This is a genomic window from Roseiflexus sp., from assembly GCF_057785375.1.
In genome coordinates, this window is the sequence record NZ_JBYNRX010000073.1 from 38,544 (window position 1) to 50,860 (window position 12,317).

Here is a 12,317-nt window from a genome sequence, read left to right on the forward strand (position 1 = left end):
ATGGCCATCACCGATCCGATTGAACGTGCAGTCATTGAAGCGGTTGACATCGATGGGTTGCTGGCGTTTCTCAGCGACCTGGTGGCGATTCCGAGCCTCGCCGGTTCCCCTGGCGAGTCGGCAGCGCAAGAGTATGTTGCAGCATCCCTGGAACGTCTGGGGTGTGAGATGGATGTCTGGGAGATCGACTTCGCTGCACTGCGCCGTCATCCGGCATTTTCGGCAGAAGTGGAGCGTCAGCGTGGGTTGGGGGTCGTCGGCGTGAGCGGCCTGGGAAATGGACCAACCCTCATCTTCAACGGACATGTCGATGTCGTGCCGGTGGGCGATGAGGCGTTGTGGCGCTTCCCGCCGTGGCAGGCGACAATTGCCGACGGTTGGGTGTACGGGCGCGGCGCGCTCGATATGAAGGGCGGGCTGGCGTGCGCGCTCTTCGCATTGAAAGCCATCCGCGACGCCGGCGTGCGGCTGAAGGGGCGCCTCCTCATCCAGAGTGTGATCGGCGAGGAGGATGGGGGCTGCGGCGCCCTCGCTACAGTGCTGCGCGGCCATACCGGAGATGGCGCGATTGTGGTCGAACCAACGGAACTGCGGATTGCGCCGGCGCAAGCGGGGGCGCTCAACTTTCGCCTGACCGTTCCCGGCGCCGCAGCACACGGGTGTGTGCGCGAAGAAGGGGTCAGCGCCATCGAAAAGTTTATGCTCCTCTACCAGGCGCTGATGGACCTGGAAGCCGCACGCAACGCAGAGGCGCGGCTGCGGGACGATCCCATCAGCTGGCTCTACCGCCGTTATACCCTCCCATATGCGCTGTGTATTGGTGTAGTGCGCGCCGGTGAGTGGGCTTCGACTGTCGCCGAAACGCTCGTTGCCGAGGGACGATACGGTGTGGCAGTCGGCGAGGATCTCACCGCAGCGCGACAGATGCTGGAAGAAACGGTTACCCGCGCCGCACACGCTGATCCATGGCTCCGCGAGCATCCGCCACGCATCGAGTGGTGGGGCGGCCAATTTGCACCCGCGAACACACCTGTCGATCACCCGCTGGTGCTGACCGCCGGCGAATCGTTCACCGACATCACCGGCGCGGCAGCCGTATTCGAAGGCATGACCTATGGCGCTGATATGCGTCTGCTGGTGAATGAGGGCCGCACCCCGACGATCCTCTTCGGACCAGGGGATGTGCGCGATGCCCACCGTCCGAATGAACGGGTTGCGATTGCCGACCTGCGCATTGCCACGCAAACACTGGCGCTGACCGCGCTGCGCTTCTGCGGTGTCGCGTAGCATGCGGGCGTCATCTTATACCACGTGGCGGTCATTCATACAAGATGTTCGAGTCCGACCAGCGGCTGAAGCCGCGAGCTACGGTTGCAAAGCCCGCCTGCGCGGGCTGCACCGGGCGGTACCGGATGATGTGCTCAACAACCATGATTGTTCAAATGACCGCGTATGAGTATTACCGTGGCCGTGTGACAGGGGGCGCTGCACCGAGAGCAGTGTCGCTTTCCACGCCCGATAGACTGCCGCTTTGGGGCGGACCCTGCGCTGCCTGCGCAACAGCGGCGCACTGCTGCAAAATTGTATTCGTCTCATCGCTAATAGTTCGGATCGTCTGAAGTTCAGCAGCGCTGAGTTCGCGTTCGATGCCCCGTACCGCAGCGCTCCACTCGTCGAACGAAGACCGCAACCCGGTGACAAGCCGCGGCGTGTTGCGCACGATAGACACGATGTTGTAGACGGACAACGCGCTCTGCAGCATTTCAATCGCTCTCAAGAACGTCTGTCCCGATGCGCCGAAGCGACGGATAATCCAGCCCCGATGCTCGGCAATAACCGACGCCACTGTGCCAAGCGCAAATGCCACACGATCCGCCCATACAAAGGCGCGCGCGATCAGAGACGCCTCACCGCCAGCGATTGCCAGCGCTCCGGTGCCGAGCGTCACGCCGATACCGGCCACCTCGATGATCTTGGTCAGCACCGTGGTATCGGTCGTATTCGCCAGTTGAATGAGAAACAACGCCGGACGGTAGATCGTAATGCCGCCCATATCGTACATCCGCACCCCAACGATCTCGTCCTCTGGCAATTCAATCCCGGAGGTAAACACTTCTGATGGCAGCGTGCGCGTTTCTGCACGAAACATTGACGTTCCCAACACACGTACCGGCTGTCTGATCCAGATGCGACCGCGCTCGCGTCGTTCTGCTGAGATGGGCGCATCATCCAAAACCGTCAGACCGGGAAGGCGAAAGGGGAAAATCTTTGCTGTGCGCATGCCCTGCTCGAACTGTTCCGGGCTAAGCCGACCCGCTTTCACGCGCACAATACGGTCAGCCTCCTGTTGCTCCTCCTGCGAAACGTTGCCGGCGGTCAGTTCATCGAACATACGGTCAAGCAAGCGACGTCCTTCCGACGACTGCACAGCCTGCCTGAGATCGGCATCAGATGCGCGATGCATCATTTCGTATGCTACATCATCACGGTCGGTCGAACCAAGGGCATCGAACACCTGCATGATGAAATCGTGCTGTCCGCTGCGCATGCGTTGCAGCAGCGCCGCACCAAGCCGATCTTCGTGCAGGTTGAACATCGTCGTATGCTCGGCAATCAGATCTTCGGCTGGCGTGCGCTGGAGATAGGCGCCTGGCGCTCGCTGCGCAATCACAGGCGCCGTGAAGACCGGTTGAACATGGGACAGATCGCCGCTTTGGGGGGACTCTCCAGGAGATAACGGCGCACCTGACATCGGGTGAGGGCGTTGATCAGCGCGGCTATCAGTGTACAGACGAATCGTGTCGAAACGATGCCCGTCGTTCGGAATAACAACGTCCTGGTCATTATGAATCCCAGTAACCGGTTCCGCAGCGGATGATTCTAAGGACTGACGGCGGGTGAGATGCGCCTCATCCGAAGACGTGAGCGATGATCGACGTATCTGGCAACAGTTTTGCATGCATTGCCCTCCGCAGTCCATAGCAAGTGTGCAGCCAGCAATCGTGCTTTCCTCATAACGCAAAGCACGATTGCCGGCTGCATTTACCAGGCAGACACACAGTAGATTATATGAAATTGCGGTTGATGCGTCAATCAGATTGCAGGGTTTCCGGCAAGAGAGCGGCGAGACAGAACTTCCCGGCGCGGATGTGTTGGACAGACCCTCATGTTGCATGCTTGGGCTGCACCCTCCTGCAGCGGCGCGAACCGACATCCGCCGAGCGCATGCAGGAACCCGTCTGCAGGAGGGGCATCCGGCTCTCTCTCCTCCTCCCCAGAAGCGTTATTCCTGCGACCCCTCGTTCTCACGCCGATCGGCGCGCCCGATGAGACGCCAGGCGCCGGGCAGGAGCAGGGCTGCGATCGCCATCTTCACCAGATCACCGGGGATGAAGGGAAATGCGCCTTTTGCCAGCGCATCGCTCATGCTCGTCTGCAGTGCGAAGGACAGCCACGTCGAACCAAGCCCCAGGATAAGCACCGAGCAGAGCGCCATCGACGCGGCCAAACGCAACGGGTGGCGATCAACGCCGAAGCGCTGCACCAGGAAGCCGATCAATGCCGCAGCCAGCGGAAATGCCACCAGATACCCGCCCGTCGGACCGAAGAGGCGCGCCAGACCGGCGGCGCCGCCCGCAAAGACCGGCAGCCCCACAACTCCCGATACCACATACGTTGCCAGCGTGATGAACCCCAATCGCCAGCCATATGCTGCGCCGATCAGTAGCACCCCCAGCGTCTGACCCGTGATCGGAACCGGCGTAAACGGCAAAACAATCCGAACCTGCGCCAGCAGCGCCACAAAAATCACCCCTCCGACCACGAGCAGCAGATCGCGCAACCAGGAAGCGCGTGGAAAGACGGCCTGCGCGAGCGACGGATGGCTGACCGATGGTGTGACCATAAACATCTCCTTTCGATGCTTCAAATGCATGGGGCATCTCCCCATGCGCACATCTTAACTTCTCATAACGAGCAGTATGATATATAGTATCCTGCAAGAGTTACAATGTCGCTCACGCGACCTCGTTTGCAGGGTTACCGATGACGCAAATCCTCCTGATTTTCATCACTGCTCTGCTCTTTTCCGTTCTGGCGACGCCGGTAGCGCGACGGGCGGCGCTGCGCACCGGCGTGGTCGATGCACCTGCCGCACGCAAACTGCAACTTGTGCCGGTGCCACTGCTCGGCGGCGTTGCCATCTATACCGCATTCGTGGTTGCACTCATTCTCTTTGGCGATCAGGCATATGTGCGCGAATTGATCGGCATTTTGCTTGGCGCTACGCTGGTGTCGCTCTTCGGTCTGGCGGACGACCGCTGGGGGTTGAATGCCTACGTGAAACTCGGCGCTCAGGCGCTGGCAGGCGCGATCCTGATCCTCGGCGGCACACAGGTACGCCTCTTCCCGGCTGAATGGATGAATTGGGCGCTCACGCTCTTCTGGGTCATGGGTATCACGAATGCGCTCAACCTGCTCGACAACATGGATGGGCTGTCGGCCGGCGTGACGACGGTGGCCGCCGCTTATTTTCTGCTCCTGTCAGCCATGAGCGGGCAGTATCTGGTTGGCGCCATGGCTGCCGCACTGATCGGCGCGTGTATCGGCTTCCTGCGTTACAATCTCAACCCGGCGACGATCTTCATGGGAGATGCCGGTTCACTCTTCCTGGGCTTTCTCCTGGCGGCGCTGGCGATCAGATTGCGCTTTCCGTCCAATGTGCCGTGGGTGACCTGGCTGGTGCCAGTGTGCGTTCTGGCAGTGCCGATCTTCGATACCTCACTGGTCTTCGTCTCCCGCCTCCGCCGGGGCAAGAACCCGTTGACTACGCCGGGCAAAGATCATGTATCGCACCGACTGAATGCGCTTGGCCTGACGCGACGCGAGGCGGTGTTGGTCTGTTACCTGATGGGATGCGGCGCCGGGATGGTGGCGGTGTACATCTCACAGGCGCGCGCGCCGGATGGGTATATCGCCGCCGGATTGCTCGCCGCAGCGATGCTGGCGGGGATCGTCTGGTTCGAGCGACGACAGGGGGGTTAGGAGTTAGGGGTTAGGGGTTAGGTTGCTTGCTTTAACCTTCAGACTAACCGCCTGCCCACTTGCACCCCGCTCGCTTGCCTGAATGCACCTCGCGCCCCTGCCCACTTACACCCCGCCCGCTTGCCTGAACGCACCTCGCGCCCTGTCCACCTGCATCCCGCCTGCCTGCGCCGCGTGCGCCTCACGACTGTGTGCCATACGCCTGCCCACCTCCGCTCTGCCTGCGCCCTGCGGATCCAAGCGCCTGCCCACCTGCACCTCGTGCGCCTGCGCCGTGCGCCCTTTCCGCCTGCGCCGTGCACCCTTTCCACCTGCGCCGCGCGCCCTTTCCGCCTGCACCGTGCACCCTTTCCACCTGCGCCGCGCCCGCCTGCCCGCTTGCGCCCTGCTCGCCTGCGTCCCCCTTGCCTGCGCTCCGTGCGCCTCACACTTGCACCCCACGCGCCTTCCGCCTTGCGACAGCATCACCCCTGCGCTTCGGGCTGCCCGCCCGCCCCGCGTTCTGGGGCAAGATCGTCAGGGTGCAGACGAATGTCCAGACTGCGACGTTCGATCTCACGGCGGAACTCACGCCGCAATTGCGCCGCCTTCCAGCGCCGCTTCTCAACAGGTGTCGTGGGGGTGAATGAAGGAATGCGATGGGGTCTCCCATGCTCGTCTACCGCTACCATTGTGAAATAGCAGGTCATCACGTGGCGTTCGCTGCGCGCCTGGATATTTTCCGCTATCACCCGAACGCCGACTTCCATCGAACTCGTACTGGTGTAATTGACCGATGCCAGAAAGGTGACCAGTTCGCCGACATACAGCGGCTCGTGAAAGACAACCTGATCAACGGAAAGAGTAACCACATATGAGCCGGAATATCGGGCGGCGCAGGCATACGCCACCTGATCGAGCAGTTTCAATATTGAGCCGCCATGGACGCGCCCGGAGAAGTTTGCCATATCCGGCGTCATCAAGACGGTCATCTCAAGGCGACGATAGCTGTGATCTTCATCCATTCCTGTCTCCTCCCAAACAGCGCCGTTTTAGCAGATCTTCACATGCCATGAGTTAGCGCCTGCCCAGCGCAGCAATCATGTGCGCCGTTCTTTCACGGGTGTTCTGCTATGCAGGAAAGACATCGGACAGGCGCGCACGCCAGGAGGCGCTTTGTATCATATCAGCGCGAGATACGAACGATGTTCACATCACTGTCCCAGCAGGCGTGCGCGCAGATAGTCAACCGCGCCCGGCAGCGCATACTGGGCGTAGGGGTCGTCTGGCGCACCGACGCTGACATAGTTGGCGTCGAGCGTGTAGCGTTCGATCTGATCGGGCGTGAAGTCGCGGAATGCCCATGCCAGACCGAGGAGTTGCGTTTCGGGGATATCAGTAGTCACGTAGCCGCGCAACGCCGTCATCGACGCAGCGATGCTTTCAATGCGTCCGACGGTATTCTGCGCACGCACCTGTGCGAGCGCTGCAATGATGACCGCCTGCTGGCGTTTCATCCGCTCCCAATCGCTGTCCATATGCCGGATACGGGCGTACATCAGCGTGCGCTCACCGTCCATGTGCTGAATGCCAGGGCGAAAATGCGCGACTGTATACCCGTAATCCATTGTCGGATAGAGCGGATCGTAGAGTTCAACCGGCACATCGATCGTCACGCCGCCAATGGCGTCGATCGCGCCAATGAAGCCGGTAAAATCGATGGCAACGGTGTAGTCGATTGGGATGGACAGAAACTCGCTGACAGTGCGCCGTGTAAGCGCGATGCCTCCGCCGAGCGCCGGATTCAGTTCGCCGTAGACTGTCGCCGCATTGATCCGCGACCATCCCCATCCTGGAATCGGCGCCACCAGATCGCGTGGCAGCGAAAGGAGCGCGATCCGGCGACGCTCCGGTTCGATACGTGCCACAATGATCGCATCAGCGCGCGCCGGGAACGTTTCGCCCGGTCGCCGGTCGATGCCCAGCAGCAACACATTCATTGCGGTCCCCGGCGGCGGCGCGCGCTGAGGCGCGTTCGACAGCGTCGGGATCGGCACGAGCGGCGGGGTTGGCGCCCCGGGACGATAATCGGGGCGCAACGGAATGGGGGTGATGGTCGGCAGCATCGGCGATGGCGCGCCAAACGTCGGCGATGCGGCGGCAGAAGCACGCGGCGTCAGCGGTTCTGCCACAGCCGTAGCGACTGCGCGCGGCGGTTCGGTGGGGTCGGCGACGCGCGTCAGCGCGATAGTTTCCGGAGGAGGCACGATCGCTGTGGCGGAGACGCCTGCCCATGCAGGCGGTGGCACAGTTGGCGGGATGAGGGTCGCCAGCTCCGGCGGAATTGTCACAGGCGGGGCGATCTGCGCCTGGTCGTTATTTCCGGCCATCGCGTCGATACTGCCCGCAATCGAGGCGAAAGCAATCGCCAGTCGCCCGATAAACATCACACTCAGCACCGCCGCAATACCCGCCAGTGTCAGGCTCACATTGCGGATCAATCGTGCTGTCTGTCGTGCCGGCCGGGGATGCGGCGCTACCGGCGACGCCGCAAGATCACGCGGCGCTGCCAGAAGTTCAGCCAGCAACTCATCATTGCGGCGTGCGCGGTATGCCCGGCATGCGGCGCAGCCAGCAAGATGAAATCCGAGCGCGCGACAGTCAGGGCGCGTCGAACCCGGAGAAACGCCGCGATCGATCAATCGCCGCGCTTCACGACAGTCCAGGATCAGATGTTCCATACCACCACGGCATCATCGTTCAGTCAGGCGGCTGCGCTTTACAATTATCACATGCTCGGCTAGAATCGCACTGCACAATTGATGACACATTCGTAACACATATGAAACTGATTGTCCAGATCCCCGTGCTCAACGAGGCTGAGTCGATCGCGCGCGTCCTCGCCGATATTCCGCGCGACATTCCTGGCATCACGAGCGTCGAAGCGTTGATCATCGACGACGGGTGCACCGATGATACCATTGCCGTCGCCCTGGCGCACGGCGCCGACCACGTGGTGCGCCATACCAGTCGCAAAGGATTGGCGACCGCCTATCAGACCGGCATTGATGCAGCATTGCGCCTCGGCGCCGATATCATCGTCAATACCGATGGAGACAATCAGTATCCAGGGCGTGAGATTCCTCGATTGATCGCGCCGATCCTGGCAGGGCAAGCAGATATGGTGATCGGCGATCGCCAGATTGAGAGCAATGTCCATTTCTCGCCGCTCAAACGAATGTTGCAGGCGGTCGGCAGCGGCGTGGTGCGCTGGGCTTCGGGTACGAATGTGCCTGATACAGTGAGCGGCTTTCGCGCACTCTCACGTGAAGCGGCGCTGCGCACATTTGTTACAAGCGATTTTTCATACACCGTGGAGAACCTGATCCAGGCGGGCAAGCGCCGTCTGACGATCCAGACGGTGCCGATTGCGACCAATCCGGTGCATCGCGCTTCGCGGTTGCACACCGGGAACTGGAACTTCATCAAACGGCAGGCGTCAACGATTGTGCGCACCTACACGGCATACGAGCCGCTCAAGACATTCACCTATATCGCCCTTCCTTTCCTGATAGCCGGCTTTCTCTTCCTGGGGCGGGCATTGTATGTGTATCTGATGCGCCAACTGGTCGATAACTTCCCGCAGGATAACGCACAGTCGCTGGCAGTTGGCAGCACAGCGCTCATTCTTGGCTTCATTATTTTCCTCATCGGCCTTCTGGCGGACCGGATCGGCGGGACGCGGCGCCTGCTGGAAGAAGTGCTCTACCGCGTTCGCGCGCAGGAAATTGCCGACCTGGCATGGCAACGCGATATGCAGGCGCGCCTGGATCGCCTCGAACAACGCCTGACAGAGAGCCAGGATATCAGAACCGGGGAGCAAGTCGAGGATGAGGGGTTAGGGGTTACGAGAACCAAGAACTGAGAACCAAGGGCGAAGGTGACCGTCAGCACTCGCATGCCACGCCTGACCTCGCGGAGCACAGGGCGAAGAACAGGAACATGCCAGGCGTCCAGTGATGACGGTCACATCACACCTCACCCAAAAAATATCGACCGTCGCGCAGCAGTGCGCTCATCGAGGAGCGACTGAATCCGACGTTGCACCAGATCGTTGATCTGCGCCAGCGTCGTCGGATCGTCGGCGGCTGCGGCGCCGTAGGCAGATGAGTCGATCGGCGTATCGAAGATGATTGACCATTTGCTCGGCAGCGGCGTGATGCCCAGCAGACCAAACCAGGGGAAGAGCGGCGTCAGCGGGAAGTACGGCAGGTTCAGCAGTTGGGCAACGGGGCGGACGTTGATCAGCATGGGATAAATCTCTTCCGCGCCAATGACGGCGACCGGAATGATCGGCGCGCCGGCGCGCAGCGCAACCCGGATATAGTCGCGTGCATCGAAGCCGGTCAGCCGGTAGCGGTTCCAGAAGAGTTTCCCTGCACCCTGTGCGCCCTCTGGAAATGCACAGGCGAGTTGCCCGTCATCCATCAGGCGCGCGGCATTCTCCGGCAGAGCCGGCGCCTGACCGAATGCCGCCAGGGCGGGCGCCAGACCGGGCACCGTCGTCATCCACGGATCGTGGAGCGAACGTACCAGCCGTTGTGATGGATGATCTTCGAGCACAGCAGTGGCAATCATGGCGCTATCCCACGGCAGCACGCCGGAATGGTTCGCCAGCAGGAGCGCCGATCCCTCGGTGGGGATGCCATCAAGCCCTTCACTCGTGACGCGCCACCAGGAACGGTAGAGGAAACCGGCAACCGGGCGCACCAGTTCGATAAGTTCGGTATCCATGCCGTAGGCGTCAATAGCGAACTCGCCGCGCAGACGGCGCTGGATCAATGTCGTCAGTTCGGTGACCTGGTACTGGAGCACCATAGCAATGCCACGCCAGAAATCCGGGTCGAGATAGTCGCTGTTGAACACATTCTGGCGCAGCGCCGTCACGACATTGTCGAGCGCCGGCGGGCGCAGACGCTCCAGGTTCTCGCGGATCAGGCGCAGAAGGTCGGCTGCCAGATCGCGGGTTTCCGCCGGTCCTTCGGTCTGGTTGCGAATCTCGACTTCCAGTTCCTGCACGGCTGCAGCGGTCTTGGCGCGCAGGGTTGCAACAGGATCGACGAATGCGGTTTGTTCACCGGCATACGCCACGCCGATCTCCTCTTCTGGCGCTGGCGGCGCCTCTTCTGGCTGGGGCGCGGAGGTTTCATCAGGCGCGGTTTGTTCTGCCGCAGAAACAGCATCGTTAACCGGGGGGCGCTCTTCCGCCTCGCCGGTGGGCGCTGTCTCCCGAAGACTATCCGCAACATTCGATCCATCTATTACCGTGGGCTGATCATGAGCGTTCGATTCTGGATCGTCCGACATGTCCACCTCCTTCAGGACAACTAATGCGGTCATTTCAGGTCGTCCGTCCATGGCTGCACGCTCCCTGGTCGAAGCAGCGTGCAGTTCACTTCTGGGGCGTTCCAGCGACGTTGTTTCGCTTTTGCGCACACGCCGCTGACGATGCGGTATTACGTTCGACGTTATTGTTCGAGTCAGACACAGGCGCCGACTCAACCAGGCGTGAGTTGCCAGGCGGATTGCCTGTGATCCGCAGCGAGTTCACGCAACGTCTCATCAGGCCCGCGCTGCGGTTCCCAGTTCAATTCGCGCGCCGCATGGCGAATATCGCCCACACACGCATATTGCAGGTACTCGATCGGGAATGGCAGCGTGCCAATCAACGAACGGACCGGATCCAGGAACGATGCCATCTGAAACACAAGCGCGGGTAGCGGCAGCGGCTGCCCGCCAGCGATCAGAATCGCCTGCGACAGGAGCAAGGGAGGATGCGCTGCGATGTTGAACGCGCCGTCGACCTGATCGTTCAGGGTTGCCAGCGCCAGCGCGACCGCTGCGTCGTGCGTGTGGAGCACCTGCACGCGCGGATCGAAACCCGCCAGCACCGGCGCCGGGCGGCGGCTGAAAAACTGCACGACCGGCGAACGGACGCCGTTACCGGTCACCGGTGCGCAGCGCACCATGATGATGCGCATATCGGGATGGCGCGCCTTGAAATCAGCAACCAGACGTTCAATCTCGATATAATCCTGCAGCAAGCCGACCGGCGCCCCGCCGGACAGCGGCGCGGTCTCTGGGAGGAACATCGGCGCTTCGGGGCGTGCGCCGTAGACCAGAGTACTGCTCCGCATAACGATGCGCTTCACCCCGGCAGCATGGCATGCGCCGAGCACCTCGATAGCGCGGTATACGTTGCCGCGACCAGGGATCTCGTAAGGAAGCGCTTCTTCTTCGCCGGACATATCAAGGTGGACGACCGTATCGACGTGTGAGGCGCGCATCATCGTCAGCAAGGTTTCGCCGCTCATATCACACACGCGCACCTCGACATCGGCAAGCGTCTGTTCAGGAGCAACCCGTCCTGCGCCAATTACGCGCATGCGCGGTTGTGTTGCCAGAATGCCGGCAACCAGGCTGCCCAGCACGCCGCCGACTCCGGTGACCAGCACTGTTGTCATGCTCACCTCTATTGGGCTACGCTGCATTATGCCAGGCGCTGACGCAGCCAGTGCTCGACGCCGTTGCGATCCAGATCGGAGTTCGAGACGGATCGCACCAGCCAGAGCAGTTCCGCCTCTGCTACGTCGTTGTGCAGCGATGCTTGATTGAGCGCCAGAAAACGCAGCATGCAGAGCAGCGCCGTCGATTCATTGGCGCTGACAAAGGGGCGGCTCTTAATCATCAGGAACATCAGCGCCGCAGCTTTGCTCGGCACATCAGGATACAACTCCGCCTCAAAGAGCACCTGGCGCGGCGCCGTCACCACCGACATCAACCGGTCGTGACTGGCGATCCCCAGACGCCCCCCGTACCGCAAAACCGCATACGTATGCAGGTCCAGCACATCGTCCGTCGTCAGATAATGAACCATGCCATCCACATCGCCTGTGAGAGTCCGTTTTGATCAGGGAGCCACCCGGTTTCCGCGCTCTCATTCCTGGTTCTGAGTTCTCGGTTCCTGGTGCTCTCAGATTCCCGCCAATTCCCGGAACATCTTATCGTACCGGTCGCTTACGCCACGCGCCCATTCGCGCAACTGCGGACTCATTGGGCGGCGCAGCAGCACCTCGTTCTCGGTAAAGATCAATTCGACCAGTTCCTCGTCGCCAAGCCCGACGGCGCGCAACCAGCCCTGCACCGTTTCGGGCAGGTTCTCCCGTTCGATGGTAAACGATCGTGGCAATGATTCCTCCCCCATGCCTGTGGGACCATGTATACCCCTGCCGCCC

The 12,317-nt window shown here is 61.4% G+C and carries 11 protein-coding genes; 3 read left to right on the forward strand and 8 right to left on the reverse strand.

All coding sequences use genetic code 11. The features are described 5' to 3' along the window. Window positions 1-1,287 (forward strand): ArgE/DapE family deacylase, encoded by a 1,287-nt coding sequence (locus AC3EA7_RS12745; protein ID WP_488614437.1) that lies wholly within the window; start codon window positions 1-3, stop codon window positions 1,285-1,287. A 172-nt stretch (window positions 1,288-1,459) separates the two neighbouring features. Here the strand turns inward: AC3EA7_RS12745 and AC3EA7_RS12750 are convergent, their stop codons facing one another. Further along, a complete protein-coding gene (locus AC3EA7_RS12750; RefSeq protein ID WP_488614438.1) occupies window positions 1,460-2,671 on the reverse strand; it encodes a hypothetical protein in 1,212 nt (403 codons plus the stop codon). A gap of 612 nt (window positions 2,672-3,283) precedes the next feature. Next, window positions 3,284-3,904 carry a biotin transporter BioY gene (locus AC3EA7_RS12755; RefSeq protein WP_488614439.1) on the reverse strand — a complete coding sequence of 207 codons (621 nt, stop codon included), beginning with the start codon at window positions 3,902-3,904 and terminating at the stop codon, window positions 3,284-3,286. A 140-nt stretch (window positions 3,905-4,044) separates the two neighbouring features. On the opposite strand from AC3EA7_RS12755, the gene AC3EA7_RS12760 reads away from it, so the two are divergent. Then, the gene (locus tag AC3EA7_RS12760; RefSeq protein ID WP_488614440.1) at window positions 4,045-5,043 is read left to right on the forward strand and encodes an MraY family glycosyltransferase; all 999 of its coding nucleotides are present in this window, start codon (window positions 4,045-4,047) and stop codon (window positions 5,041-5,043) included. Window positions 5,044-5,507: 464 nt separating this feature from the next. Here AC3EA7_RS12760 and AC3EA7_RS12765 read toward each other — a convergent pair whose 3' ends face one another. After that, window positions 5,508-6,047, reverse strand: a complete 540-nt coding sequence (locus AC3EA7_RS12765) for an acyl-CoA thioesterase (protein ID WP_488614441.1) — start codon at window positions 6,045-6,047, stop codon at window positions 5,508-5,510. A gap of 189 nt (window positions 6,048-6,236) precedes the next feature. Next, window positions 6,237-7,763, reverse strand: coding sequence for an LCP family protein (locus tag AC3EA7_RS12770; protein ID WP_488614442.1), 1,527 nt, complete (start codon window positions 7,761-7,763; stop codon window positions 6,237-6,239). A gap of 101 nt (window positions 7,764-7,864) precedes the next feature. On the opposite strand from AC3EA7_RS12770, the gene AC3EA7_RS12775 reads away from it, so the two are divergent. After that, window positions 7,865-8,947 (forward strand): glycosyltransferase family 2 protein, encoded by a 1,083-nt coding sequence (locus AC3EA7_RS12775; RefSeq protein ID WP_488614443.1) that lies wholly within the window; start codon window positions 7,865-7,867, stop codon window positions 8,945-8,947. 113 nt (window positions 8,948-9,060) lie between these two features. Here the strand turns inward: AC3EA7_RS12775 and AC3EA7_RS12780 are convergent, their stop codons facing one another. From AC3EA7_RS12780 to AC3EA7_RS12795, 4 genes are all read right to left on the reverse strand, one after another. Next, the gene (locus tag AC3EA7_RS12780; RefSeq protein ID WP_488614444.1) at window positions 9,061-10,389 is read right to left on the reverse strand and encodes a lysophospholipid acyltransferase family protein; all 1,329 of its coding nucleotides are present in this window, start codon (window positions 10,387-10,389) and stop codon (window positions 9,061-9,063) included. A 191-nt stretch (window positions 10,390-10,580) separates the two neighbouring features. Beyond that, on the reverse strand, window positions 10,581-11,546 hold the full coding sequence (locus AC3EA7_RS12785) for an NAD-dependent epimerase/dehydratase family protein (protein WP_488614445.1): 966 nt from the start codon (window positions 11,544-11,546) through the stop codon (window positions 10,581-10,583). A 26-nt stretch (window positions 11,547-11,572) separates the two neighbouring features. After that, the gene (locus tag AC3EA7_RS12790; RefSeq protein WP_488614446.1) at window positions 11,573-11,959 is read right to left on the reverse strand and encodes a type II toxin-antitoxin system death-on-curing family toxin; all 387 of its coding nucleotides are present in this window, start codon (window positions 11,957-11,959) and stop codon (window positions 11,573-11,575) included. 96 nt (window positions 11,960-12,055) lie between these two features. Beyond that, on the reverse strand, window positions 12,056-12,271 hold the full coding sequence (locus tag AC3EA7_RS12795; protein WP_488614447.1) for a hypothetical protein: 216 nt from the start codon (window positions 12,269-12,271) through the stop codon (window positions 12,056-12,058). Between the last annotated feature and the right edge of the window lie 46 nt (window positions 12,272-12,317).